The 25930-nt window shown below is 61.5% G+C and carries 27 protein-coding genes; 13 read left to right on the forward strand and 14 right to left on the reverse strand.

The genetic code is table 11. The annotated features are described in order from the left end of the window. Positions 1 to 76: 76 nt before the first annotated feature. Together HX818_RS29885 and HX818_RS29890 are read left to right on the forward strand one after the other, a co-directional pair. Positions 77 to 787 carry a response regulator gene (locus HX818_RS29885; protein WP_003213692.1) on the forward strand — a complete coding sequence of 237 codons (711 nt, stop codon included), beginning with the start codon at positions 77 to 79 and terminating at the stop codon, positions 785 to 787. Continuing rightward, positions 784 to 2175: an ATP-binding protein gene (locus HX818_RS29890; RefSeq protein ID WP_003213693.1), complete on the forward strand. Its 1392-nt coding sequence runs from the start codon at positions 784 to 786 to the stop codon at positions 2173 to 2175. The genes HX818_RS29885 and HX818_RS29890 overlap by 4 nt, the downstream gene beginning before the upstream one ends. 140 nt (positions 2176 to 2315) lie before the next feature. Here HX818_RS29890 and HX818_RS29895 read toward each other — a convergent pair whose 3' ends face one another. The 4 genes from HX818_RS29895 to HX818_RS29910 form a co-directional block, all read right to left on the reverse strand. Further along, positions 2316 to 2516: an SEC-C metal-binding domain-containing protein gene (locus HX818_RS29895; protein WP_003213695.1), complete on the reverse strand. Its 201-nt coding sequence runs from the start codon at positions 2514 to 2516 to the stop codon at positions 2316 to 2318. Beyond that, positions 2513 to 3013, reverse strand: coding sequence for an LEA type 2 family protein (locus tag HX818_RS29900; RefSeq protein ID WP_003213697.1), 501 nt, complete (start codon positions 3011 to 3013; stop codon positions 2513 to 2515). The genes HX818_RS29895 and HX818_RS29900 overlap by 4 nt, the downstream gene beginning before the upstream one ends. Before the next feature lie 61 nt (positions 3014 to 3074). Further along, a complete protein-coding gene (locus HX818_RS29905) occupies positions 3075 to 3545 on the reverse strand; it encodes a YchJ family protein (RefSeq protein ID WP_003213699.1) in 471 nt (156 codons plus the stop codon). Between the two features lie 4 nt (positions 3546 to 3549). Continuing rightward, entirely contained in the window at positions 3550 to 4047 is a 498-nt protein-coding gene (locus HX818_RS29910) for a DUF6231 family protein (protein ID WP_008432105.1), read from the reverse strand. Between the two features lie 180 nt (positions 4048 to 4227). On the opposite strand from HX818_RS29910, the gene HX818_RS29915 reads away from it, so the two are divergent. The 3 genes from HX818_RS29915 (at position 4228) to HX818_RS29925 (ending at position 6096) form a co-directional block, all read left to right on the forward strand. Continuing rightward, positions 4228 to 4923, forward strand: a complete 696-nt coding sequence (locus tag HX818_RS29915; RefSeq protein ID WP_008432103.1) for an OmpA family protein — start codon at positions 4228 to 4230, stop codon at positions 4921 to 4923. 128 nt (positions 4924 to 5051) lie between these two features. Then, positions 5052 to 5345: a DUF1145 domain-containing protein gene (locus HX818_RS29920; protein WP_102368245.1), complete on the forward strand. Its 294-nt coding sequence runs from the start codon at positions 5052 to 5054 to the stop codon at positions 5343 to 5345. Next, complete coding sequence (locus HX818_RS29925; RefSeq protein ID WP_003213707.1) at positions 5338 to 6096, forward strand: hypothetical protein; 759 nt, start codon at positions 5338 to 5340, stop codon at positions 6094 to 6096. Before HX818_RS29920 ends, HX818_RS29925 begins: the two co-directional genes overlap by 8 nt. A 102-nt stretch (positions 6097 to 6198) precedes the next feature. On the opposite strand, the gene HX818_RS29930 is transcribed toward HX818_RS29925, so the two are convergent. Then, positions 6199 to 6663, reverse strand: a complete 465-nt coding sequence (locus tag HX818_RS29930; protein ID WP_177021285.1) for a CopD family protein — start codon at positions 6661 to 6663, stop codon at positions 6199 to 6201. Between the two features lie 99 nt (positions 6664 to 6762). Between HX818_RS29930 and dinG the strand changes: the two genes are divergently transcribed. From dinG to HX818_RS29960, 6 genes are all read left to right on the forward strand, one after another. Continuing rightward, positions 6763 to 8907, forward strand: coding sequence for an ATP-dependent DNA helicase DinG (dinG, locus tag HX818_RS29935; protein ID WP_008432096.1), 2145 nt, complete (start codon positions 6763 to 6765; stop codon positions 8905 to 8907). A gap of 95 nt (positions 8908 to 9002) precedes the next feature. Then, on the forward strand, positions 9003 to 11330 hold the full coding sequence (locus HX818_RS29940) for a beta-galactosidase (protein WP_008432094.1): 2328 nt from the start codon (positions 9003 to 9005) through the stop codon (positions 11328 to 11330). A 92-nt stretch (positions 11331 to 11422) separates the two neighbouring features. Next, positions 11423 to 12568, forward strand: coding sequence for an EstA family serine hydrolase (locus tag HX818_RS29945; protein WP_003211696.1), 1146 nt, complete (start codon positions 11423 to 11425; stop codon positions 12566 to 12568). A 142-nt stretch (positions 12569 to 12710) separates the two neighbouring features. Then, positions 12711 to 13871: an OmpA family protein gene (locus HX818_RS29950; RefSeq protein ID WP_177021286.1), complete on the forward strand. Its 1161-nt coding sequence runs from the start codon at positions 12711 to 12713 to the stop codon at positions 13869 to 13871. Between the two features lie 27 nt (positions 13872 to 13898). Further along, positions 13899 to 14546 carry a pyridoxamine 5'-phosphate oxidase gene (gene pdxH / locus HX818_RS29955; RefSeq protein WP_003211693.1) on the forward strand — a complete coding sequence of 216 codons (648 nt, stop codon included), beginning with the start codon at positions 13899 to 13901 and terminating at the stop codon, positions 14544 to 14546. 281 nt (positions 14547 to 14827) lie between these two features. Beyond that, on the forward strand, positions 14828 to 15292 hold the full coding sequence (locus HX818_RS29960; protein WP_003189251.1) for a glycine zipper 2TM domain-containing protein: 465 nt from the start codon (positions 14828 to 14830) through the stop codon (positions 15290 to 15292). Between the two features lie 75 nt (positions 15293 to 15367). Here HX818_RS29960 and HX818_RS29965 read toward each other — a convergent pair whose 3' ends face one another. The 3 genes from HX818_RS29965 to nhaA form a co-directional block, all read right to left on the reverse strand. Then, positions 15368 to 15703 carry a hypothetical protein gene (locus tag HX818_RS29965; protein ID WP_134325849.1) on the reverse strand — a complete coding sequence of 112 codons (336 nt, stop codon included), beginning with the start codon at positions 15701 to 15703 and terminating at the stop codon, positions 15368 to 15370. Then, positions 15700 to 16929, reverse strand: coding sequence for an S-type pyocin domain-containing protein (locus HX818_RS29970; protein WP_008432082.1), 1230 nt, complete (start codon positions 16927 to 16929; stop codon positions 15700 to 15702). Before HX818_RS29970 ends, HX818_RS29965 begins: the two co-directional genes overlap by 4 nt. 156 nt (positions 16930 to 17085) lie before the next feature. Then, positions 17086 to 18273 (reverse strand): Na+/H+ antiporter NhaA, encoded by a 1188-nt coding sequence (gene nhaA, locus HX818_RS29975; protein ID WP_177021287.1) that lies wholly within the window; start codon positions 18271 to 18273, stop codon positions 17086 to 17088. Between the two features lie 213 nt (positions 18274 to 18486). Here nhaA and HX818_RS29980 point away from each other — a divergent pair, with 213 nt between their 5' ends. Then, a complete protein-coding gene (locus HX818_RS29980) occupies positions 18487 to 19584 on the forward strand; it encodes a PLP-dependent cysteine synthase family protein (RefSeq protein WP_173406096.1) in 1098 nt (365 codons plus the stop codon). A 135-nt stretch (positions 19585 to 19719) separates the two neighbouring features. Here HX818_RS29980 and HX818_RS29985 read toward each other — a convergent pair whose 3' ends face one another. The 3 genes from HX818_RS29985 to HX818_RS29995 form a co-directional block, all read right to left on the reverse strand. Then, a complete protein-coding gene (locus HX818_RS29985) occupies positions 19720 to 21333 on the reverse strand; it encodes an NAD(P)/FAD-dependent oxidoreductase (protein WP_177021288.1) in 1614 nt (537 codons plus the stop codon). Positions 21334 to 21440: 107 nt separating this feature from the next. Next, complete coding sequence (locus tag HX818_RS29990; RefSeq protein ID WP_003211681.1) at positions 21441 to 22112, reverse strand: COG3650 family protein; 672 nt, start codon at positions 22110 to 22112, stop codon at positions 21441 to 21443. A 74-nt stretch (positions 22113 to 22186) separates the two neighbouring features. Beyond that, on the reverse strand, positions 22187 to 22786 hold the full coding sequence (locus HX818_RS29995) for a short chain dehydrogenase (protein WP_003211677.1): 600 nt from the start codon (positions 22784 to 22786) through the stop codon (positions 22187 to 22189). A 104-nt stretch (positions 22787 to 22890) separates the two neighbouring features. On the opposite strand from HX818_RS29995, the gene HX818_RS30000 reads away from it, so the two are divergent. Then, positions 22891 to 23799 (forward strand): LysR family transcriptional regulator, encoded by a 909-nt coding sequence (locus HX818_RS30000; protein ID WP_003211675.1) that lies wholly within the window; start codon positions 22891 to 22893, stop codon positions 23797 to 23799. Here the strand turns inward: HX818_RS30000 and HX818_RS30005 are convergent. Genes HX818_RS30005 through HX818_RS30015 form a run of 3 tightly spaced genes read right to left on the reverse strand, consistent with a single transcriptional unit; the run spans position 23796 to position 25926 of the window. Continuing rightward, the gene (locus HX818_RS30005) at positions 23796 to 24281 is read right to left on the reverse strand and encodes a DoxX family protein (protein WP_003211673.1); all 486 of its coding nucleotides are present in this window, start codon (positions 24279 to 24281) and stop codon (positions 23796 to 23798) included. The two genes, HX818_RS30000 and HX818_RS30005, sit on opposite strands and share 4 nt — an antisense overlap. Then, positions 24278 to 25054 (reverse strand): DUF2063 domain-containing protein, encoded by a 777-nt coding sequence (locus tag HX818_RS30010; protein ID WP_102368254.1) that lies wholly within the window; start codon positions 25052 to 25054, stop codon positions 24278 to 24280. Before HX818_RS30010 ends, HX818_RS30005 begins: the two co-directional genes overlap by 4 nt. After that, positions 25051 to 25926 carry a DUF692 domain-containing protein gene (locus HX818_RS30015; protein ID WP_003211668.1) on the reverse strand — a complete coding sequence of 292 codons (876 nt, stop codon included), beginning with the start codon at positions 25924 to 25926 and terminating at the stop codon, positions 25051 to 25053. Before HX818_RS30015 ends, HX818_RS30010 begins: the two co-directional genes overlap by 4 nt. Positions 25927 to 25930: the final 4 nt, after the last annotated feature.

Raw genomic sequence — 25930 nt, forward strand, 5'->3', positions numbered from 1 at the left:
TTCCATTACATTTGCGCGTACTCCTGGCTGAAGTTTCGGCTATCTCCTGCCTTTTGAGTTTCGGACGAATTGCCCCATGGCCAAGCAAGACCACCTGCTGATCGTTGATGACGACCCGCAAATCCGCCAATTGCTGTGCGACTACCTGAGTGACGCCGGCTTCCAGGTGTCCACCGCCGGCGACGGCAAGGAAATGCGCCGCCGCCTGGCGCTGAATGTCATCGACCTGATCGTCCTCGACCTGATGTTGCCCGGCGAAGACGGCCTGAGTTTGTGCCGCGAATTGCGCGTCAGCTCCAACACGCCGGTGATCATGCTCACCGCCAAGGGCACGCTGATCGACCGGATCGTCGGCCTGGAAATCGGCGCCGACGATTACCTGCCCAAGCCGTTCGACCCGCGGGAGTTGCTGGTGCGGATCAAGGTGGTGCTGCGCCGGGTGCAGAGTTTTCCGGACCGGGCGCGGCTCGATGAAGCACCGAGCATCAGCTTTGCCGGCTGGCAGCTGGACACCCGGGCCCGCCAATTGCTTTCGCCGGAAGGCGTGGTGGTCAGCCTCGGCAACTCCGATTACCGGGTGTTGCGCCTGTTGTTGCAGCATCCCAACCGGCCGCTGAGCCGCGACTTTTTGCTCAACCACGTGTTCGACAAAGACAGCACGCCGTTCGACCGCTCGATTGATGTGTGCGTCAGCCGACTGCGCTCGCAGTTGCCGGCCGGTTTGATCAAGACCGTGCGCAACGAGGGTTACATGCTCACCGCCGACGACGTGGCGCTGCAATCGTGAAACTGCTGCCGCGTTCGCTGTTCGGCCGGCTGGTGCTGATCCTGGTCAGCGGCATGCTCGCGGCCCAGGCCCTGACCAGCAGCATCTGGTACGACATGCGCCACGGCCAGGTGCTGGAAATCCCCAGCCGGCTGATCGCCACGCGGCTGGCGGACGTGGTGCGGCTGGTACACAGCGATCCGGCGCAGGCGGATGTGCTGATCAAGCTGCTCGATACGCCGCGCTTTCGCCTGACCCTGAGTGACCAGGCCAGTGATGTGACAAGCAGCATCAGCGACAGCGACCAGGCCACCGAGCGCTTGCTGAATAAAGTGCTCTCGGAGAAAACCGGCTACACCCAGAACCTGCATCTGTTGAGCCTCAAGCTGCTGGATGCCGAGGGCCAGCATGCCGGGCTGTCGACTCTGCTCAGCTCCAGGCCTGTGGTGGGGCAATTCCTGATTGACCTGCGTTTGCCGGACGGGCGCTGGCTGCAGGTGCAGGCCACCGAGGAACAAGGCTGGACCAGTACTTCGCCGATGGACTTGCTGTTCGATTACGTGATGCGCATTTATCTGCTGCGGGTATTGGTGCTGGTGATCATTGCCCTGGTGGCGGTGCGCCTGGCCATTCGCCCGCTCAACGCCCTGGCCAAGGCTGCCGAAGCCTTGGGCCGGGACATCCAGCGGCCACCGCTGGCCCTCGATGGGCCCACCGAAGTGCGCCGTGCCGCCCAGGCGTTCAACGCCATGCAGCAGCGGCTGATCGCCAACATCGCCGAGCGGACGCGCTTCCTGGCGGCGATTTCCCACGACCTGCGCTCGCCCATTACGCGCCTGCGGTTACGTACGGAAATGCTCGACGACAACCGCACCAAGGAACGTTTTCGCAGCGACCTGGAAGAAATGGAGCACATGGTTTCCAGCACCCTGGACTTCGTCAGCAGCGGCGAAATCAACGAGAAGCGCCAGAACATCGACATCAACGCCTTGCTGCAAAGCTTGCAGGCGGACCTGCAGGACGTGGGCGAGACGGTGACGATAGAAGGGCGGGCCAAACAGCCATTGCCGGGGTATGCCCGCAGTCTCAAGCGTTGCGTGCAGAACTTGCTGGAGAACGCGGTGCGTTATGGCTCCGAGGTGGTGGTGCGGGTAGAAGACAAGGCGGACAGCTTGAAGATCGTCATCAGCGACCGTGGGCCGGGGATTCCCCAGGAGCAACTGGAACAGGTGATGGAGCCGTTTTACCGGGTGGAAGGCTCACGCAATGTGGAAACCGGTGGTTACGGGCTGGGGCTGAGTATCGCGCATACGATCGCCAGTGCCCATGACGGGCGGTTGGGCTTGAGCAATCGGGAGGGTGGGGGATTGGAGGTCGTGTTGGAGTTTCAGCGCAAATCCTGGCCTTGAAATACAGGCTAAATGTGGGAGCGGGCTTGCTCGCGAAAGCGGTGTATCAGTAACAGAGAGGTTGACTGACACTGCGCTTTCGCGAGCAAGCCCGCTCCCACATTTGGATGTGCAGTGTTTCGAGAATCGGGTTTCTTAACTCAAGCCCCGTGGCACTTCTTGAATTTCTTCTCGCTGCCGCACGGGCAAGGATCGTTACGACCCACGTCCTTCAACGTATTGCGCACCGGCTCCTGGTGAGCGTGGCCGCAGTTCGGGCCGTGGACATGGCCGTGGTCGTGATCATGATGATCGTGATCGTGGTTGCAGTCGGGACCATGGACATGGGGTTGCTGAGTCATCGATGTCGCTCCGGAATAAAATCGCCGGGGATTATCTCGCCATTGCGCAACACCTGCACGTCGTTCCCGATAAATAAACCGGTTTTCAACTCGCCTTCAAGACGATAGGGCACGGGATCGCGCGGATTTTTCAGCATGTCGACCACATCGCGGATCTGCGGCCACAGGTTGGTGCGCACCGATACCCGGAAAAAAGCGTGGCTGTGGGGTGGCACGGTCAGCCATTCGTTGGACTCGCCTTCGGTCAGCACCATCGTGCCGAGGCTGACCTTGTAAACCAGGCCGCGTACGGTCAGGTCGTTGTCGTCACGGTTATCCACGCGGAAATACAGCTTGAACTTCTGCTCCAGCAACTTGACCCGCACGGGGTCGACCTTGACCAGACGCACCTCGGGGGCGGGCGTATCGTCGGCGAACCACGACGCGCAGCCGGAGAGCCCCAGCATCAATGCCAGCAGAAGGCTGTAAGTCCTGAATACCCGCGCCTGAGAAACCATGCCGTTACTCCGTGTGAAGAGTCAGCATAGCAAGCGAGAGCCTGTCGGGTATCAATGAATGTCAGAGGTAGCCGGAACAGCACTTCTTGAATTTCTGCCCGCTGCCACACACGCAGGCGTCATTACGCCCGGCCTTCACGTCCACTGTCGGGTCGATAAAGTACCAGTGCTCATTGTTCTGTACGAAAGATGAGCGCTCGCGGTGGCTGTGTTCGCCGGTGCTGTCATGCCAGCGAGCGGTAAAGGTCACGAAGGCGTGTTCCGGCTGGCCGCCGAACACCTCGGAGCTTTCCACTGAAAGGCCCAGCCAGGTGCTTTGGGCGCTCCAGGCGCCGATGGCGGCCGTGTCCAGCCCGGCTTGCTGCGCAGGCAGGGTGGTTGCCACCAGGTAGTCCACCAGTCCCAACACGTAGGCGCTGTAGCGCGAACGCATCAGCGCTTCGGCGCAGGGGGCCGGGTGGCCGGCGTGATAATGACCGCAGCAGGCATCCAGCAGGTTGCCGCTGCCGCAGGGGCAAATGGATGTACTCATCGGGTTACCACCAATACTTTCCAAAATTTTGCGGGTTGGCCCAGAAGCGGGCGTTCAGCCAATCCGGCACCTGTTTATAGTCAAGCAGATCATAGGTAAACAGCGTCAAAACCTGATCGTCGCGCTGGAAACGCTCGCTGGCTTGCAGGGCCAGGGAGAAGAAATCGGTGTCTTTCCAGTGGCAGGCCTCCAGGTCCACCAGCACCGCAATGCGACTGGCATTGAGGTTGCGAATGCCCCCCAGCAAGGTCAGGCCCGCAGGTTTTGACAGGTGTTCCAGGCAACCGACCGCCAGTGCCAGGTCAAAACGCTGGGCCGCGAGGTCGGTGGGCAAGGGACCGGGCTCGGCGAAGGACACCACGGTATCCGGGTGTGCTTCCTTAAAGGCATCCAGCGCCGGGAACTGGCTGGCGCCCAATAACAACAGGCGTTTGGGCGCGTGAAGATCAAGCAGCGCAGCGAGCGCTTGCTGGGGTGTACGGGAAGAAATACCGGCAGTCATCGAAGATCCTCACATCAGGACCGTAGAGACTAGCCTGCCTGAGCGTGCGGGCCTAGAGCGGGCGGCGAGAATAAACCGCTCGGCCCAATGAATACTGGGGTGTGACACGCTGGCGCAGATGAAAAGAGCCGTCTTTACTCCACTCGTCGGCCCCCGCCGATCCCCTCAGGAGAAAGTCAGATGAGCATCATGCGGACAGCTCTACCCTTGGTTCTGCTAACCGGAGTATTGACAGGTTGCGCAGGCTTGCAAAAAACCGACTGGCCCACCTGTGCCGCCGTCGGCGGTGTGACAGGTGCTGCCATTGGTGCGACCCAAAGCTCGTCCTATGCAGGCTACGGCGCGCTGCTGATTGGCGGCATGGCTGGCGCCTATTGCTGGGTGCATGGCGACGGTGACGAGGACGGCGATGGCGTACCGGACAGCCGCGACAAGTGCCCTGGCACGCCAAAAGGCGTGCAGGTCGACGCCAATGGCTGCCCTCCGGTGCCGGTAGCGGTGGTTCAAGAGGAAGTGGTGGTGGTCAAGGAAGAAACCATCGTGATTCGTGACGTGCACTTCGAGTTCGACTCCGCGAAGCTCACGGCTGCCGACAAAACCAAGCTCGACGTGATTGCCACCCGCCTGAAAAAAGAGGCCCCGAGTGCGCAGCTGCGCGTCAGCGGGCATACCGACAGTGTCGGTAAAGATGCCTACAACCAGAAACTCTCTGAACGACGCGCTCATTCGGTGACCGACTACCTGGTCAGTTCCGGCATCCCGCGCAGCAGTTTTGTCTCCGTGACCGGCGCCGGCGAAAGCCACCCCGTAGCCGATAACAAAACCGCTGATGGCCGCGCGCTGAACCGCCGCGTGGAAATTCAGATCAACCGCTGACCCCGCCTCAAGGCCCCTGTGGAATCCCCAGGGGCCCCTTCATCAATTTTTTAATCCTTCACTGGCACAACGCCTGTAGAAGTCGTTACTGTGCGCCCAAAGAATAATGTGCAAGGGGAGCGTGCGGGATGAAGGTGTTTTGGGGGCTGGGTAAATTCTTGACGTTGCTGTTCTGGGTCGTGGTGGTGGTCAACCTGATCACACCGCTGATCAACCCGTTCCACCTGTTGGTCAACCTGGCCGGCAGCCTGTTGTTGCTGACCCATGTTCTGGAACTGCTGTTGTTCAACGGCAGTGTGAAAACCCGTGCCCATCCCTGGCGTGACCGCTTGCAGATCCTGCTGGTGGGTATGTTCCATGTGCAGAGCTTTTCGACGCCGACACCGACTAATGATGTAAACAAGGAGGCCAATCATGCGTAAGGTTTTTCTGTTGGCCCTGCTGGTCAGCCCCATTGCCCTGGCCCAGAGCGTCAGCGTCGAGACCAACTCCTTGATGCGCCTGCCCAACAGCAGTGGTGTGTTGCAACTGGAGCGACTGGACGTGGCGGATTACGGCACCTTGCTGATTCCCGCCAATATCACCCAGGTGACCGTGGATGAACTGCACCTGGGCCGCGACGCGCGAATCGCCATCGTGCCCGGTAGCACCACGTTGCAACTGCAGGTGCGTCAGGCGCAGCTGGAGCAGGGCAGCCAGATCACCTCACGCGGCGCTCCCGGTACCCATGAGCGCCCGGCCAAGGCGGGGCGTGACCTGGTGTTGCGGATTAACTCGCTGACGGCCGATGAGCTGTCGGTGGATGCCCGCGGTGGCGCGGGTGCCCAGGGTTATGCCGGGCTGGATGGTGCCAACGGCGAAGACCCGGGCTGCACCTGGGGTTCGGCCGGGCGCGGTGCCAATGGCGACAACGGCGGCGACGGGCTGCCGGGCGCGGCGGGCGCGCAGGTCCGTGTGGAATTGCCGCAGGACTTCCCGGGCGAGAAGATCAAGGTCTGGGTGGACGGCGGAGCCGGTGGCTTGGCGGGCACGGCGGGCAAGCCGGGTAAAGGCGGGCAGTCCAAGGGGTGCCTGGTGTACCGCGCGGATGGCGGCGAAAAGGGCCGGGCCGGGTTGGAAGGGCAGCCGGGGCCAGCGGGGCCTGCGGGTGCTGTGACCATTCAGAGGCTCTAACGCGACTGGCCTGACGCTTTCGCGAGCAAGCCCGCTCCCACATTTGAAACGCATTCCAAATGTGGGAGCGGGCTTGCTCGCGAAAGCGGTCTACTAGGCGCTTTAGAACATCGGCCGTGCCGAAGCAATCGCCACCAGCACCAACCCCACTATCAAGTTGATCCCCACCAATTTACGAATCTGCCCCAAGGCCGCAGCCCCGGCCGGCCAATCCTCAGCCGCCACCGCCACGCGCAGCTCCGGCAACTTCAGCGCCTGAATCCGGATAAACAGCGCCGTCATCACCACATACAACCCCATCATGAGCTGTACATAACGCGGCGCGGTCTCAAACCCGCTGAAGCGCAGTTGCAGCAGGCCGACACCGCTGATCGGCAACACCAGCACCGCCACCCAGACCCACACGAAAAAACGTTGAAACACATTTACCCAGAGTTTCAGCCGGGCCGGCCCGTCCAGCGCGGCCATGGCGGCGGGGCGCAGGATCATCCAGGCGAAAAACATACCGCCGACCCAGATCAGGGCGGCCAGTACATGCAGGGTGTAAGCGAAGCTAAAGACGGTCATTGGGGTACTCCGTTCTGCGCGGGATTAATTAGCGGGGTATGATAGCGGCCGATCCGAACCACTGAAAATTTATCCAGCGTTTTTTGCGCCCGACTATCCATGATCAGCACTGAACTCAAAACCACGATCCAGGGCGCCTACTCGCGTTTTCTCGAAGCCAAGAGCTTGAAACCGCGGTACGGCCAGCGCCTGATGATCGCCGAAGTCGCCAAGGTCCTCGGGGATATCGACACCGACGACGAAGGTCGGCGCAGTGGCGACCCCGCCGTGGTGGCCGTCGAGGCCGGCACCGGTACCGGTAAAACCGTGGCCTACAGCCTGGCGGCGATCCCCACCGCCAAGGCCGCCGGCAAGCGCCTGGTGATTGCCACCGCTACCGTCGCCCTGCAAGAGCAGATTGTCTACAAAGACCTGCCCGACCTGATGCGCAACAGCGGCCTGAATTTCACCTTCGCCCTGGCCAAGGGCCGTGGGCGCTATATGTGCCTGTCCAAGCTCGACGTGCTGTTGCAGGAAGGCCACGCGCAAACCGCCACTGCCTCGCTGTTCGAAGAAGAAGGCTTCAAGATCGAAGTCGATGAGGTCAGTCAGAAGCTGTTTACCAGCATGATCGAGAAACTGGCGGGCAATAAATGGGACGGCGACCGCGACAGCTGGCCCAATGCCCTGGAAGACGCCGACTGGGCACGGCTGACCACCGATCACAGCCAGTGCACCAACCGTCATTGCCCCAACTTCGGCCAGTGCGCCTTCTACAAGGCCCGGGAGGGCATGGGCAAGGTCGACGTTATTGTCACCAACCATGACATGGTCCTCGCCGACCTGGCCCTGGGGGGCGGCGCCGTGTTGCCCGACCCGCGCGACACACTCTACGTGTTCGACGAAGGCCATCACCTGCCCGACAAGGCCATCGGCCACTTTGCTCACTACACGCGGCTGCGCTCCACCGCCGACTGGCTGGAAACCACGGCCAAGAACCTCACCAAGTTGCTCGCCCAGCACCCGCTGCCGGGCGACCTGGGCAAGTTGATCGAGCAGGTGCCGGAGCTGGCGCGGGAGATCAAGACCCAGCAGCAATTCATGTTCAGCGCCTGCGAGCAGGTGGCAGACTTCAAGCCCGGCGAAGATGTGGAAGGTCGCGAACGGCCGCGCCATCGTTTCGTTGGCGGGCTGATCCCCGAGCACATGCGCGAAATGGGCGTCGAGCTGAAAAAGGGCTTTTCGCGCCTGACCGACTTGTTCACCCGTCTCACCGATTTGCTCAAGGAAGGCATGGATGGCGAGGTCAATATCGGCATCGCCAGCAATCAGGCTGAAGAATGGTACCCGCTGTTTGGCAGCCTGCTGTCCCGGTCCCAGGGCAACTGGGAGTTGTGGACCGCCTTTACCGTCGAAGACCCGGAAGACAACCCGCCCATGGCCCGTTGGCTGACCCTGTCGGAAAGCGGTGCGCTGTTCGATATCGAGGTCAACGCCAGCCCGATCCTGGCGGCGGAAATGCTCCGACGCAATCTGTGGAACGTGGCCTACGGTGCCTTGGTCACCTCGGCTACGCTGACGGCCCTGGGCACCTTCGACCGCTTCCGCATGCGCGCCGGGCTGCCGAAGAAGGCCGTCACCGCCGTGGTGCCCAGCCCGTTCCATCACGCCGACGCCGGTGTGCTGCGGGTACCGGACCTCAAGGCCGACCCACGGGATGCGCCGGCCCATACGGCGGCGATCATTCGTGACCTGCCATCATTGGTGGAGGGCTCACGGGGCACGCTGGTGTTGTTCTCGTCCCGCAAACAGATGCAGGACGTGTTCGACGGCCTCGACCGTGACTGGCGCAAGCAAGTGTTTATCCAGGGCAACCTGTCGAAACAGGAAACCCTGAACAAGCACAAGGCGCGGGTGGATGGCGGCGATTCCAGCGTGCTGTTCGGCCTCGCGAGTTTCGCCGAGGGTGTGGATTTGCCCGGTGCCTACTGCGAACACGTGGTGATCGCCAAGATCCCGTTCTCGGTGCCGGATGATCCGGTGGAAGCCGCGTTGGCCGAATGGATCGAAGCCCGGGGCGGCAATCCGTTCATGGAGATCTCGGTGCCGGACGCTTCCTTGAAACTGGTCCAGGCCTGCGGCCGCCTGCTGCGTACCGAAGAAGATCGCGGCACCATCACCTTGCTTGACCGGCGTCTGGTTACCCAGCGCTATGGGAAAGCTATCCTGAATGCTTTACCGCCGTTTCGGCGGGAAATTTCTTAAGGCCCAGTGGGCGAATTCGCCCACTTTGTGGTCTATCTCACCATCGCTTCACGTCATCAGGCCAGTCACCGGCCGTTTGGGAGAACCTTGTTCACATGATTCGCACGCTGCCCGCTGTTTTTGCCCTGTTGTTTGCCGCGCCATTGCTGGCTGCGCCTGCCGGGCAACAAACCTTGTTCAACTTTGTACGGCCCGCCGATGTGGTCAAGGTGGCGACCCAGGACGCCAGCCTGCCGCAATACAACGCCGAACAAACCGCTGAAGGCGAAGTGCTGCGCCGTATCACCTTCAACCCGGCGGCCGAACCGAGCCTGGTGCTCAGCCCGCAGACCGGCGCCTGGGACTGGTCGCAATCCGGTGCCATGAGCCTGCGTATTCAAAGTGCGATGGACTGGGCGCTGACCCTGTACGTCAAGGTGCAGAGCAATGACGGCCGGACGCTGTTCAGCCGTATCGACCTGCCAGCCGGTCCCGCGCAAACGCTGTTGATTCCGCTGCAAGCCAACTCGCCCCTGAGCCAGGGGATGAAGGCCGGCCCGCCGATGCCGATCACCGTCGATGGCCAGCGCGTGCTGCTGGCCAGCAGCGAAGGGGAGATCGACCGCAGCCAGATCGTGTCGGTGACCCTGTCGATGATCAAGCCGAACGTTGCCCAAAGCATCTTGCTCGAACGCTTTGGCGTGCAGGACATCGCGCCGGTACTCAAGGCTACCTACAGCGATCTGGTGGACGCCTATGGGCAGTCCACCCGCGCCCGGTGGCCGGAGAAAGTCAGCAGCGACGAGCAGTTGAGGGCCGCAGCGGTCAAGGAACAGCAACAGCTCAAGGGCTGGCTGGCCGAGCGCGACAAGGCCTCCCTGGACAAATTCGGCGGCTGGAACAAGGGCCCGGCCTTTGACGCCAGCGGCTTCTTCCGCACCGAGAAGCGCGACGGGCGCTGGTACCTGGTGACACCGGAAGGCCATCCGTTCTACTCCCTGGGCGTCAACACCGTCGCCCCGGACAACAGCCAGACCTACGTGGCGGGCCGCGAATGGATGTTTGCCGCGCTGCCCAAGGCCGGCGAGCCTTTCGACAAATACTACGGCAGCGGTGACAGCCGCAGCGGCAATGGTGCCGATCAGGGGCGCAGCTTTAATGTCGGCCGCTGGTACGACTTCTATGGCGCCAACCTGCAGCGTACCTATGGCCAGCCGTGCGTGCCGCCGGCACCTTGTGCTCCGGAAGGTTTCGACCAGAAACGCTGGGTCAGCCACACCCTCGACCGCCTGCGGGCCTGGGGTTTCAATACTGTGGGCAACTGGAGTGCGCCGCAGCTGGCGACCGCCGACCGCGTGCCTTACACCTTGCCACTGTCGATCGTCGGTGATTACGCGAGCATCAGCACCGGCACCGATTGGTGGGGCGGCATGCCCGACCCGTTCGACCCGCGCTTCGCCATGGCCACCGAGCGTGCGGTGGCAATTGCCGCCCGTGACCATCGCGACGACCCGTGGCTGATCGGCTTCTTTGCCGACAACGAACTGGCCTGGGCCGGTCCCGGTGATGATGCGAAATCCCGCTACGCCCTGGCCTACGGCACCCTGCGCATGACCACCGACGTGCCGGCCAAGCGCGCGTTTCTCAAGCAATTGCGCGACAAGTACCGCAACCAGGAGGGGCTTTCCAGGGCCTGGGGCATCGAGCTGCCCGCCTGGGAACTGATGGAAGACCCGGGCTTTGTGCCGCCAATGCCAAGCCCGGAGCACCCGGAAATCGAAGCGGACTTCAAGTACTTCCAGAAGACCTTTGCCGACGCCTACTTCAAGACCATCTCCGATGCATTGAAATGGCATGCGCCCAACCAGCTGTTGCTGGGTGGCCGATACGCGGTCAGCACGCCGGAAGCGGTGGCGTCCTGCGCGCAATATTGCGATGTGCTGAGCTTCAACATGTACACCCTCAAGCCTCAGGACGGCTACGACTTCGCGGCCCTGCGGACGTTGGACAAGCCGGTGCTGATCACCGAATTCAACTTCGGCTCGGCGGACCGCGGCCCGTTCTGGGGCGGCGTGACGCAGCTGGCCCGGGAAGAGGATCGTGGGGTTGCCTACGCCAACTTCCTGAAGCAGGCCATGGCCGAGCCGTCGATCGTCGGCGTGCATTGGTTCCAGTACCTGGACCAGCCGGTTACCGGCCGTTTGCTTGACGGCGAAAACGGCCACTTCGGCCTGGTCGGCATCACCGATGTGCCGTTCCAGGGGTTTGTCGACAGTGTGCGCAAAAGTAACCTGGCTGCCGTCGATCAGCTGGGCAAGGAGGCCGAAAAGGCCAAGGCTGCCGCAGCGGTCCACGCCGGTGAGGGCGGCAAGCCCGGGCGTGAAGGCAATGCAGCAGCGCCGGGTGCAGAGCATTCCGGCGGGCATTCCGGCAAAGGTCATTGATGGGGGCTGATCGACGAGAGCGGGTTCACAAATCGCTCAATGGCTGGAACAATGTCGGCCACTTTCTGTAGTACTTTTCCAAGGGGGCTTAGGTGCAGATTCAGGGTCATTACGAGCTTCAATTCGAAGCGGTGCGTGAAGCCTTCGCCGCGCTGTTCGACGACCCTCAGGAACGTGGTGCCGCGCTGTGCATCCAGATTGGCGGCGAAACCGTCGTCGACTTGTGGGCCGGTACCGCCGACAAGGACGGTGCCGAGGCCTGGCACAGCGACACCATTGCCAATCTGTTCTCCTGCACCAAGACCTTTACGGCCGTCACGGCGCTGCAACTGGTGGCCGAAGGCAAGTTGCAGCTGGATGCGCCGGTCGCCAAGTACTGGCCGGAGTTTGCTGCCGCGGGCAAGGAAGCCATTACCCTGCGCCATCTGCTCTGCCACCAGGCCGGGTTGCCGGCCCTGCGTGAAACGCTGCCCGCCGAAGCCCTGTACGACTGGCAGATGATGGTCGACGCCCTCGCCGCCGAAGCGCCATGGTGGAAGCTCGGGGAAGGGCACGGTTATGCGGCGATTACCTATGGTTGGCTGGTGGGCGAGTTGCTGCGCCGCGCCGACGGTCGTGGGCCAGGCGAGTCCATCGTGGCCCGGGTTGCACGGCCACTGGGCCTGGATTTTCATGTGGGGTTGGCGGATGAAGAGTTTTATCGAGTTGCCCATATAGCCCGAGGCAAGGGCAATGTTGGCGATGAGGCGGCACAACGTTTACTTCAAGTAACGATGCGCGAGCCGACGGCGATGACTACCCGTGCATTTACCAATCCACCGTCTATTCTGACCAGCACTAATAAACCCGAATGGCGGCGTATGCAGCAGCCAGCGGCAAATGGTCACGGTAATGCGCGAAGTCTGGCGGGTTTTTATAGTGGGCTGCTCGACGGTAGTTTGCTGGAAGCCGATATGCTCGAAGAGTTGACCCGCGAACACAGTATCGGCCCGGATAAAACCTTATTGACACAAACCCGGTTCGGGCTGGGTTGCATGTTGGATCAACCGCACGTGCCAAACGCCACGTTCGGCCTTGGCCCACGGGCCTTTGGGCATCCCGGGGCCGGTGGTTCGGTGGGGTTTGCCGATCCGGAACATGATGTAGCCTTTGGTTTCGTGACCAATACATTGGGCCCTTATGTACTTATGGACCCGCGGGCGCAAAAGTTGGTAAGAATATTGGCCGGTTGTCTGTAAATAGCTTGCTGTCTTGCGTTTTTTTGTTACAAAGGCACATACAAAAAGACGCTAGGCAAAATGTTGTAACTTTAATGTTCCAAAAGCGTCTGTTTAACGGGTCATTCAGGCCCCTGGTTTTTTCTCATTTTGTGGATATCTCATGTTATCGAACAAGTCCTTGGCACTGGCGCTATGCCTCACTATTACTGGCTGTGCACAAACCCCACAAAATGATGCCGAGGGCGGGCATTGGTGGTCATTTGGCTCCGATAAGGCTGCTACCAAGGACGCAGTGAGCCAGGCCGACACCAAGCCGGATGCCAAGCCGGCGGTAGCGGCCAAGGCGCCAGCGCCGGTAGCACCCGCCGCTGCTGCACCTGCTCCGGTTGCCAAGGCGGATACCGGCTCCAGCTGGTGGCCGTTCTCGTCGAAAGCCGACGACGCCAAGGCAGACCTGAAGGCCGACCTCAAGGCGGCAACGCCTGCCTCCGGCGCCCCGGCTGATGCACCGGCCGCTGCACCTGCCGTTGCCAAGACGGATACCGATACCAAATGGTGGTGGCCGTTCGAAAGCAAGCCAAAGCCATTGGCCAAGGTCGACGTCGCCAACATCCCGATGCCTGATCCAAAAATCACCCAGGCCTGGCTGGACGACTACGAGCCACGCCTGCGTCTCGCGATCAAGGACAGCAACCTGCAACTGGAACGCCGCGACAACGTATTGGTGGTGATTGCCCCGGTTGATGGCTCCTACAACCCGAAACGCCCGGCGATGTTGCTGCCGGTGACCCTGGGTCCGTTCACCCGTGTTGCCAAGGCCGTTGAAGGCGATCCGAAAACTGCCGTACTGGTCCTGGGCCATGTAGATACCTCGGGTGCCGAGCCGGTGAGCCAGGCCCTGACCAAGGAGCGTGCACAGTCCATCGCTTCGATCTTCAGCCTCAGCGGCCTGAAGCAGGACCGCCTGATGCTGCGTGGCATGGGTGACCTGATGCCGCGTGCCGCCAACGACAGCAACCAGGGCCGCGCCCTGAACCGTCGCATGGAAATCATGTTCACCCAGCGCACCACCATGCTGGCCCTATTGAGCAAGTACAACTCGGCCAACCCGCCGAAGGCTGAAATGGTCGCTGTGCAGGACGTTCCTGCTCCAGCCGCTGCTCCGGTCAAAAAAGCTGCCGCTCCGGCGAAAAAAACCGTGGCCAAGAAAGCTGCCGCCAAGCCGGCTGCCAAAAAGGCCCCGGCCAAGCCTGCCGCTAAAAAGCCAGCACCTGCCAAGGCCGCCGCTCCAGCTGCTACCAACGACCAGGCGAAGAACTGATTATTTGAGCAAGAAGGATAAAGCCGCATGACCCAGGCACTGGCCGATATGCGCCGTGACTACACACGGGACGGTTTGAGCGAGGCCCAGGCCCCGGATGAACCGTTTGCCTTGTTCCACCAGTGGTTCGCCGACGCGGTGAAAACCGAACAGCCACCGGTGGAGGCCAATGCCATGACCCTGGCTACGGTGGACCAGGACGGTCGCCCGCACTGCCGGATCCTGCTGCTCAAGGGCCTGGATACACAAGGCTTTACCTTCTTCACCAATTATCAGAGCGCCAAGGGCGAACAGCTCGCGGCGCGACCGTTTGCCGCCATGACCTTCTTCTGGCCGACCCTGGAGCGCCAGGTGCGCATCGAAGGTCGGGTGGTCAAGGTCTCGCCCGAGGAGTCGGATGCTTACTTCCAGGTCCGTCCCCTGGGTAGCCGCCTGGGTGCCTGGGCTTCACCGCAAAGCCGGGTAATCAGGGACCGCGAAGAGTTGCAGGCGCTGCTCAAGGCCACCGAACAACGCTTCAGCGATACCCAGCCTGATTGCCCCGAACACTGGGGTGGTTACCGCCTGCTGCCGGAGCGCATCGAGTTCTGGCAAGGCCGCGCGAGTCGTTTGCACGACCGCTTGAACTTCCGCTTGCAGGGGGCCGACTGGACCCGTGAGCGCCTGGCGCCCTGAGCCCACCTTTCGTCACCTCGCCTGAATGTAGCGCTGCACGCCGAAGTCTCTAGTCAGAGGCCTTGGATGGGTAGCGCTGCGCTGCGTTATGCGGCCGTTAGCTACAATGATGACAGCGTCCATCAAGATCCTGACGGAGGTGGGATTGCTACCGTTCGTCGAGTTTTTCGGTACAGGTTCTCTGTACTAAGGCTGAATGAAAACAATTTTCTGCCCGGCATGCCGTGACAGGCGGCAAGCCACAGCGGTTTAATGGATACCTGTCCTTTGGAGTTGATGCTATGCGTAAGTCCGTTTTACTAGTTGCCTGCTTTACCACCCTGTCGCTGCTGCTGGGTGGCTGCGCCTCGAGTCTGACCGGCGACTCGTACTCCCGTGACGAAGCTCGTCGTGTACAGACTGTTCGCATGGGCACCATCGAATCCCTGCGTCCGGTGAAAATCGAAGGCACCAAGACCCCAATCGGCGGCGCTGCGGGCGCAGTCATCGGCGGCGTTGGCGGCAGCGCCATCGGCGGCGGCCGTGGCAGCATCGTGACCGCCGTTATCGGCGCAGTCGCCGGCGGCCTGCTGGGCTCGGCCACCGAGGAAGGCCTGACCCGCACCCAGGGTGTTGAAATCACCGTCCGCGAAGATGATGGCAGCATGCGCGCCTACGTCCAGGCGGTTCAAGAGAACGAAATCTTCCGCATCGGCGACCGCGTTCGCATCATGACGGTGGACGGAACCAGCCGCGTTACTCGCTAAGGGTAAGGTTGCAGGAAAAGAAAAACCCCAACCGGGTGGCCGGTTGGGGTTTTTTGTTGGAGAAAATCCGGGACGTCAGGTGAACATCTGAATATCGTCAAGTGCGTCTTGTACGACCCCACTCAGAGAAGGAGATTTTCTTTTTGCTTGCTGCAGCACGGGCGTAACCTTCGCCATATCCAACTCACCGAAACGGCGCGCAATGTGGCCTATCGCAATGATGGCAGCCGACGCGATGTCCTCGTTGTCATTGTTTGCGTACTTGAGACAGGTTTCTTGTGCCCAGATAGCATCTGTCTCGTTAAGGCCGATGGATATTAGAGCTTCTGTGACCTTGGTCAGGTCATTAGTGGCTATAAAGCTTATAGCTTCATCCTGACTTAAAGAAGGGTCGTGATAGCGCAAACTCATTTTTCGGCTCCCAGAATCTTTCCTTTTCGATCTGTTTTGTTCGCTTTTATTAAAGCATTTTTCATCTCTTGTCTTAGCTCACTCCACAGTCTCACATGACCGTGGTAAACGCCTTCTGAGGTGCGATCGATCACTACAAACTCTTTTGTGTGTGGGTCAATCCCTATGCGTCTACGTGAGTTTGGCGGATTCAGCTCTACCGAGTTATTAAGCGCATCCAGGCCGTTAGTCGGCTTTCTGCTTTTGACAGCGTTATCTTTTTTTCCGTGATAGGGGGCGTCCTCATACCTCAGGCTTACGACGATATACAGAGGTCGAATACCCGAACCCGCCGGAAACACCAGAATAAAATCCCTGTATTCCGGCGGATAGATCGGATCAACGATGATGTTGTCGGCCTTCTCGGTTGGCGGATACACCCAGATTTGCGGCGCCTGCGGTGCAGCCTCCAATGCAGGAATGCCGAGGGTGTCAGCGGGGTCGACAGCAGGCGTCCAGATCAGCTCGACGCCGTCGCCCAAGTCCGCGACCTGCTGCGTGCCGCGCTGGCCAAACTGCACGACATCAACCATTTCCCAGTCGCGATTTTTCCCGGTGTAGAAGGCGTATCCCTTGAGCGTGCCGTCAGCAAGTTGCTCGATATGCAGGCGGGCTCGGGTGCGTGCCCGTGGCATTGAGCGCAGTTGACGGTCGCTGTAAAGCGCACTATCGCCCAGGCTGGAGGGCCAGACGAGGGCTGCAACCCCAAGCATCAGTCCGGCCCCAGCTGTTCCAACACTCGCTGCGATGCTGGAGGCGCCACTAACCGCTGAGCCACCCAGTGCCAATGTCCCTAGCCCAGCCGGGAGTGCGCTGCCGCTGATCTTTTTGAGTGACAGCAGCCCCTCGATGTCCGTTTCACGACCACCCAGCAGAACGTGCTCGCCATAGTCTCCTATGGGGTCAAGCGGTACATAGCCGGATGGATTGTTGTAGTCGATGTGGGCGTCCGGCAGGTTGCAGGACTTGGCGAAGACGCAGCCCGCGATGGGCAATGTTGCTGGCGGTCGCTCCACTTTGCGTCTGGCCTCGTAGACCTCCTGACGGGCAAGCATGGCTTCGTATGCTCGCTGCCTGGCCTCACGATCAGCCAGCTCGCGCTCGCTCATGTACTCGAGCCGACGGTAACCCCCCGTGCCGGTCCCGTAGCATCGCCAGACTTGGGGGATATCCTTGCTGTTTGCCATCGTGCCCTCCTGGCGTGTTGCATAACGACGTCCGGCGGCGGAGCCGGGAGCACGACGTTATTGCAAGCCGCGGAGGGGGGATGTAGGACGCTTCTGTGAGATGGCGCCGAATGGGCCGAGAGGAGACTGGAGCCGGCAAGCCGGCTCCAAAAGTGATTAGACCTGAGCGAGTGCCTGCTTGCGACTGGCCATCGCCGTTACTGCATACCCGATCAGCGCCGCCAGTATCGACCCGGTCAGGATGCCCATCCGGTCCATACCCGCGTATTCACTGCTGCCCGGCACAAACGCCAGGGAGCCGACAAACAGGCTCATGGTGAAGCCGATGCCGCACAGGACCGCCACGCCGAGCACCTGGCCCCAGTTGGCGCCGGCGGGCAGTGCGGCAAGGCCGGTTTTTACCATGACCCAGGTGAAGCCCAGTACGCCAACGGTCTTGCCCAGCAGCAGGCCGGCGGCGATGCCCATTGGCACGTGGTGGGTGAAGCTTTCCAGGTTGACGCCCACCAGCGAGACGCCGGCATTGGCAAAGGCAAACAGCGGCAGGATCGCGTAGGCCACCCAGGGATGCAGGGCGTGTTCCAGGGTCAGCAGCGGCGATGGTTCGGCGTTTTTGGTGCGCAGCGGGATGCAGAACGCCAATGTCACGCCCGCCAGGGTGGCGTGCACGCCACTCTTGAGCACGCAGACCCACAGGATCAGCCCGACAATCATGTAGGGCCCCAGCTTGACGACACCCAGCCGGTTCATCGCAATCAAGGCGATCAGGCATGCCGCTGCGCCGCCCAATGACGCCCCGGACAGGTCGGTGGAGTAGAAGATGGCGATCACGATGATTGCGCCAAGGTCGTCGATGATGGCCAGGGTCATCAGGAACAGCTTCAGCGAAACCGGCACGCGCTTGCCCAGCAGGGCCAATACGCCCAGGGCGAAGGCAATGTCGGTGGCCATGGGGATTGCCCAGCCACCCAGGGCGGCCGGGTTGTCCTTGTTCAGCGCCCAATAGATCAGCGCCGGCACGACCATGCCGCCGATGGCTGCCGCTCCCGGCAGTACCACTTGCGAAGGCTTGGACAGTTGGCCGTCGAGCAACTCGCGTTTGACCTCAAGGCCGATCAGCAGGAAGAACAGGGCCATCAGGCCATCGTTGATCCACAGCAGCGCCGGCTTGGCGATTTTCAGGGCGCCGATTTGTGCAACCACCGGCACGTCGAGAAAACTTGCGTAGAGGTGCGACAGCGGTGAGTTGTTGATGATCAGCGCCAAAGCGGCAGCAGCGATCAGGAGCAGACCGCTGGCGGCTTCCAGCTGGAAGAAACGAGTGAAAGTGCTACGCAGAGGCAAGGGATGCTCTCCAATCAAAGTTCAATAGGTGGGTACCCTAACCCGTACCGTTAGTTGTTAAAACAAAAGTTATATTCTTATTTGTTATAAGGAATCGGTCTGATCACTTGCGCGCCAGACCCCGAAAATTGTGTGTCCAATTGAGTCATGACTGTATCTGTGTGGAGTGTAGGAAACATCCTAAGATCAGGTCTGAAATCCTTAGAGAAACCGATCATGAGCGACAACCGCCAATGGGCCCGCGAAGCCATTCGCATTATTGAAGCGGACTTCCAGCGCAGCGCCGACACCCACCTGATCCCCTTGCCAATGCAGGGTTTGCCAGGTATCGAGTTGTATTTCAAGGATGAGTCCAGCCATCCCACCGGCAGCCTGAAACATCGGTTGGCGCGTTCGTTGTTCCTCTATGCGTTGTGCAACGGCTGGCTCAAGCCCGGTGCACCGGTGATCGAAGCCTCCAGCGGTTCCACGGCGATTTCCGAGGCGTACTTCGCCAGGCTGCTGGGCTTGCCGTTTATTGCGGTGATGCCGGCCACCACTTCCCAGGAAAAGATTGCGCAGATCGCGTTCTACGGGGGCAAGAGCCATCTGGTGCAGGATCCGACGCAGATCTACGCTGAATCCGAGCGCCTGGCGCAGGAAAGCGGTGGTCATTTCATGGACCAGTTCACCTATGCCGAACGTGCCACTGACTGGCGCGCGAACAACAACATCGCTGAATCGATCTTCCAGCAACTGCGCTTTGAGCGTTATCCGGAGCCGAGTTGGCTGATTTCCAGCCCCGGCACGGGTGGCACCACGGCGACGTTGGGGCGTTATGTGCGTTATCGCCAGCACTGCACCCGAGTGTTGTGCGCGGACGCGGAGCGTTCGGTGTTTTTCGACTACTACCTGAGCGGCGACGCCAGCCTGCGCCTGGACTGTGGCTCGCGCATCGAAGGTATTGGCCGGCCACGGGTTGAGGCGTCGTTCCTGCCGAAAGTGATTGATGCGATGGTCAAGGTGCCGGATGCGCTGTCCCTGGCGGCCATGCATTACCTGGCGCAGCGCTTGGGGCGGCGAGTAGGCGGCTCAAGTGGCACCAACCTGATCGGTGCGTTGATCGCGGCGCAGCAGATGAAGGCGGCAGGGGAGTCGGGCTCGATCGTGGCGATCTTGTGCGACGGCGGTGAGCGCTATGCCACGACCTATTACGATCAGGCCTGGCTGGCAGGGCAGGGGTATGAGTTGGAGGGTTTGATTGCGGCCGTTGCGGCGAGTGTCGAGCGGGGGCAACCGTTGCCGGAAAGCATCCTGCGCGCCAATATCTAAAACACCGCATTATCAATGTGGGAGCGGGCTTGCTCGCGAATGCGGAGTGTCAGCCAATACATGATTCGGCTGATCCACCGCATTCGCGAGCAAGCCCGCTCCCACATTTGATCTGCTGCGTTTTCAGCGCAGTGGTTAAGCCTCCAGGCCCAACATATCCCGCGCCAGCGCCTCGGCAATCCGAATCCCGTCGACACCCGCCGACAAAATCCCACCGGCATAACCGGCACCTTCGCCCGCCGGGAACAGGCCTTTCACGTTCAGGCTCTGCATCGACTCATTACGGGTAATCCGCAGCGGCGATGAAGTGCGGGTCTCGATCCCGGTCAGGACCGCGTCGTGCAGCGAGTAGCCCTTGATCTGCTTCTCGAACGCCGGCAACGCTTCGCGGATGGCTTCGATGGCAAACTGCGGCAACGCCAGCGCCAGGTCACCCAGGGCTACGCCGGGCTTGTAGGATGGCTCCACGGTACCGATGGCGGTGGACGGCTTGCCGGCGATGAAATCACCCACCAGCTGCGCCGGTGCTTCGTAGTTGCTGCCGCCGAGGATGAACGCGTGGGATTCCAGGCGTTCCTGCAACTCGATCCCGGCCAGCGGGCCGCCCGGGTAATCCACTTCCGGGGTGATGCCCACCACGATCCCGGAGTTGGCGTTGCGTTCGTTACGGGAGTACTGGCTCATGCCGTTGGTTACTACGCGGTTCGGCTCTGATGTCGCCGCGACCACGGTACCGCCCGGGCACATGCAGAAGCTGTACACCGAACGGCCGTTCTTGGCGTGGTGCACCAGTTTGTAATCGGCGGCCCCGAGTTTCGGGTGGCCGGCGTACTTGCCCAGGCGTGCAGCGTCGATCAGCGACTGCGGGTGTTCGATACGGAAACCCACCGAGAACGGCTTGGCTTCCATGTACACGCCACGGCCATGCAGCATGCGGAAGGTATCGCGGGCGCTGTGGCCGAGGGCCAGGATTACGTGCTTGGACAGGATCTGCTCGCCGCCATCCACCACCACGCCATTCAACTGGCCGTCTTCGATCAGCACGTCGGTGACCCGCTGCTCGAAGCGCACTTCACCGCCCAGGGCGATGATCTGCTGGCGCATGTTTTCCACGACGCCGGTCAGGCGAAACGTACCGATGTGCGGCTTGCTGACGTAGAGGATTTCATCTGGCGCACCGGCCTTGACGAACTCGTGCAGCACCTTGCGACCGTGGAATTTCGGGTCCTTGATCTGGCTGTAGAGCTTGCCGTCGGAGAAGGTCCCGGCGCCGCCTTCACCGAACTGCACGTTGGATTCCGGGTTCAGCACATTCTTGCGCCAAAGGCCCCAGGTGTCCTTGGTGCGCTGGCGCACTTCGCGGCCGCGCTCGAGGATGATCGGCTTGAAACCCATCTGTGCCAGCAACAGCCCGGCGAAGATCCCGCACGGGCCAAAACCGACGACGATCGGCCGCTCGGTCAGGCCTTCCGGCGCATGGCCCACGACCTTGTAGCTGATGTCCGGCGCCGGGTTGACGTTGCGGTCGTCGGCGAACTTGAGCAGCAGGGCCGCCTCGCCTTTGACTTCCAGGTCGATGGTGTAGATGAAGCACAGCTCCGACGATTTCTTGCGGGCGTCGTAGCTGCGTTTGAACAGGGTGAAATCGAGCAGGTCATCACTGGCGATGCCCAGGCGTTGCACAATGGCAGGCCGCAGGTCTTCTTCGGGATGGTCGATGGGCAGCTTGAGTTCGGTGATTCGTAACATGACAGGAATCCGGTAGGCGGCGGGCAAAGAGGCCGGCTGTTTTGCAAACCGGCGATTATAAGCCCCAACAGCGGTTTCCCGTCATGCTAAAACAGCGCAGGGCGCAATCAGTCGTCTCGCGAACCGCCGAACGACGCGCAACCGCGTTGCACCTGGCCGTTGACCCGAAGCTCAGCGGACATGTGCTGCAGGCTGCCGCTGGCGCTGTCGACACAGCGTTGCGGGGCCACCCAGAGTTCGATGTGCTGGTTATTCGCTTCGGTCATCAGGTTGAACCGTCCGTCGCCCGATTGCTCTTCCACATACGGCACGGCCAATGGTGGCTGGCCTTCACGCTCCAGCACCATGCCCTTGGCGGTGACGTTCATCGCCCAGGCCGGTTTGTGGCCGTTGGCCCGCAGGATCATGCGCTTGAAGTCCGGGTCATCACAGGCCGAGGTCGAGCGCTCGACGCGGTACACCTGTTGCAGGTCCACCGTGCCCTGGGTGCCGCTGGCGACGCCGGAGAACTTGCCACGCAGGTCGGCAAACAGTGCGCCTTGCTGGCCGGCCAGGGAGGCGGCCTCCTGCAGGATGCTGGTGCCACCGGTGTCGTTGACCACGTAGTTGCGTTTGTCGTTGCAGGGCTGGAACAGCAGTTTGTCACCCTGGGCCGTCAACTCGCCCTGCATGCGGGTCATCCCGGCGAGAGAGGGCTTGGCCGGCTCGTTATCGAACATCTGGCAGGCGGCGAACAGGGGCAGCAGGGCAAACAAGGCTAGGGTACGGGCGGCACGCATCATCGGGTCTCCTGATAAGTGCCGCCACGTTACGCAGGCTGGCGGTGCATCACAAGCCCGGGACACAGGTTGAATCAACCAACGATAAACGTCTGCCCGGTCTGCAAGCCTTCCACGCTTTTCGCGTAGGCCAACGCCACTTCTGCACCCGGAGCCGGTTTGTACCCACGGAAGTACGGCGCGTAGCTGCCCATGGCTTCCAGCAGGACGGTAGGGCTGACCGAGTTGATGCGCAGGCCGCGGGGCAGTTCGATCGCAGCGGCTTTCACGAATGCATCCAGCGCGCCGTTGACCAGGGCAGCCGAAGCACCGGTGCGAATCGGATCGCGGTTGAGAATGCCGCTGGTGAAGGTGAACGACGCGCCGTCATTGGCGAACTCGCGGCCAATCAGCAGCAGGTTGACCTGGCCCATCAGCTTGTCTTGCAGGCCCAGGTCAAAGTCGGTTTCGCTCATGTCGCCCAGGGGCACGAAGTTGACGCTGCCGGCGGCGCAGATCAGTGCGTCGAATTTGCCGGTCTGTTCGAACAGTTTGCGGATCGAGGCGCTGTCGCTGATATCGACCTGGAAGTCGCCACTTTTGCGACCGATGCTGATCACTTCATGACGTTGGGACAGTTCTGCCTTCACCGCCGAACCCACGGTACCGCTTGCGCCAATCAACAGGATTTTCATCGTGCCTTCCTCCAGATGTGTAGGTGAGGTTTCAGTCTAGAGTGATTTTTTGCGCGGATAAGTGCACTAATAGGCAACCTTTGGTTTTCAATTGGAAACAATCCATGAGCGAAATGGATGACCTCGCCGCGTTTGCCGTGTTGATCGAAGCCGGCAGCTTTACCTTGGCGGCCCAGCAACTGGGCTGCAGCAAAGGGCAACTGTCCAAGCGCATCAGCCAGTTGGAAGCGCAGTTTTCGGTGGTGTTGTTGCATCGCACCACCCGCCGCCTGAGCCTGACGGCGGCGGGTGCGGCGCTGTTGCCGCAAGCCCAGGCGTTGGTGGTCCAGGTGGAGCGGGCACGTCAGGCATTGGCCAGGCTCAAGGATGATCTCGTCGGCCCGGTGCGTATGACGGTTCCGGTGTCCCTGGGCGAAACCTTCTTCGACGGTCTGTTGCTGGAGTTTTCCCGGGAGTACCCGCAGGTGCAGATCGAACTGGAGCTCAACAACCAGTACCGGGACCTGGCGCGGGATGGCTTCGACCTGGCGGTACGTTCGGAGGTCGCCAACGACGAGCGTCTGGTCGCCAAGCCGTTGCTCGCCTGGCACGAGATGACCTGCGCCAGCCCGGCTTACCTGGAACAGCACGGCGAGCCGCTGACGCCGGCGGAACTGGTGGGCCACAACTGCTTGCTGAACAGCCACTACAGTGGTCGTGAAGAGTGGCTGTATCACCAGCAGCATGAGCTGCTGCGGGTTCGGGTATCCGGGACCTTTGCCTCCAACCATTACAACTTGTTGAAGAAGGCTGCACTGGTGGGGGCGGGCATCGCGCGCTTGCCGTCCTACGTGCTGCACGCGGAATTGGCTGACGGTCGCCTGCGCTGGCTCCTGCGGGATTATCAGACCCGCAGCATGCCGATGTACCTGGTCCATCCGTATCAGGGCGGCCTGCCGCGCCGCACCCAGGTACTCGCAGATTATCTGGTGGGCTGGTTCAAGCGCAGCGGCGAGGCCCTCGATCGCCTTTAGCGGTAGCGTCGCGCAATCAGGTGATCAATCGAGAAGCTGCCCGGCCCCTTGGCCATCAACAGCAGCAGCAATGCGATCCAGGTGCCGTGGGTCGGGTAGGCGTCCGGGTAGACGAAAAGCTGGATGGTCAGGGTCATGCCCAGCAGCGCCAGCGCCGAGAATCGCGTGGCAAACCCCACGAGGATCAGCACCGGGAAGAAATGCTCGGCGAACGCAGCCATGTGTGCCGCCACTTCCGCAGACAGCAGCGGCACGTGGTATTCGCTGCGAAACAGCGGCAGGGTGGACGGCGCCAAGTGCGGCCAGCCCAGTTGGAACGTGCCGCCGATCAGGTCCACGGCGAGGCCTTCCACTTTGGTCTGGCCGGATTTCCAGAACACTGCTGCGATAGAGAAGCGTGCGACAAAGGCGATCAGGCTGTAGGGGATTTTCTCGAAGCACTGGATGATCCGTTGGATCAGCCCGGGAGCGGTGGTGTTCATGGCGATACCTTGGGTTCTGTGTGCAAGTGGGTGATGGCGCCGTGACCGATCAGCAGGGCCAGGCATTGGTGCAGGTCAAATTCGGCGGCCGCATCGAGGGCGTAGGCCACGGCCATTTCCAATGGCCAACCGTTGTTCAGGCTGTTGATAAACGTCGCTGAGCCGCTGTCGATGTGAAATACCTGCACGTGCAGGCCATTGCGTAGCACCAGCGCGCTTTGGGCATGGAAGGGGTCGAGGGTGGCGAGGGATTCGCCGGTCTGATGCGCCGCCCATAAAGCCACCACGGCGTAGGCCGAGTTCAGGGTGGCCAGGGATGGATGCAGTTGCAGGCGCAGTTCGCCCAGGTCCGACTGTTGTTGCAGGGTGGCGATGACCTCCTGTTGATCCAGTGGCTGTGCGTCTGCCGCGTGGTAGGCCCTCACCCGCAATCGCTCCAGGCGCGCCACATCAGCCAGGTAAGGCACGCTGGCGGCGGGCGCGAAGCCCTGGATAAAGTCCGCCAGGTCGCTGCCGTACTCATTGATCAGAGGGCTTGTCGGCGGGAAACCCTGGACATACACACCGGCCATCGCCCGAAAAAACTCATCGCCCACCAGTTGCAGGGTGACCGGGTAGCCGGCGGCCAGCGCGTTGATCAGCGAGCTATGGACATTGTTGCGATACACCGCAAAACGACCGGCCGGATCGGCGCCGTTGCGGCTGAACAAGCCTTGCGGGCAGTTTTCGTCGGGGGACAGCAGTGCGCGGCTAAAGACGTCCTGGCGGCTCATGCACGCACCTCCAGCAGAAACCGGTCGGCCTCGCGTGCTTCAGCGTGCAGCACGCTGAACGCCGGCACCTGGTTGTCGCGCTCGATCAGCGTGGCGACCGGCCCGGTGCGGCTGAGCACGTGCTGGTAGAGCTGCCATACCGCGTTGTCGATGGGGGCGCCGTGATCGTCAATCAGCAAACGGTCGCCGAGGCTGTCGGTGTCTTCGGCAAACCCTGCCAGGTGAATCTCGCCCACGGCGTGCAACGGCAAGGCCTCGATGTACTTCAGCGGGTCTTGCTGATGGTTGATGCACGACACATACACATTGTTCACGTCCAGCAGCAGCCCGCAGCCGGTGCGGCGAATCGCTTCGCTGATGAAGTCGGTCTCTTCCAGGGTGGAGCACTGGAATTGCAGATAGGTCGACGGGTTCTCCAGCAGCATGGTCCGCTGCAGGCGGGTTTGTACCTGGTCGATGTGTTCGCACACCCGCTTCAGGGTTTCATCGTCATACGCCAGCGGCAGCAAATCATTGAGAAACACCGGGCCGTGGCTGGACCAGGCCAGGTGTTCGGAAAAGGAGTGGGGTTGATAGCGTTCGATCAGCGTGGCCAAGCGCGCCAGGTGCTCGTCGTTCAGCGGACCTTCGCCGCCAATGGACAGGCCTACACCGTGCAGCGACAGCGGGTACTGTTCGCGGATCAAGCCCAGGTAGTGATGGAAAGGCCCGCCGGCCACCATGTAGTTTTCGGCGTGGACTTCAAAAAAACCGATATCGGGGGACGTCTCGAGCACTTCACTGAAGTGCTCGTTCTTGAGCCCCAGCCCGGCCCGACGGGGGAGGCCGGGCGCCTGAGCCTGGGAGATGGAGTGGGTGAATGAGAGCGTCATCGTC

Source organism: Pseudomonas sp. F9001 (genome assembly GCF_013385435.1).
GTDB lineage: Bacteria > Pseudomonadota > Gammaproteobacteria > Pseudomonadales > Pseudomonadaceae > Aquipseudomonas.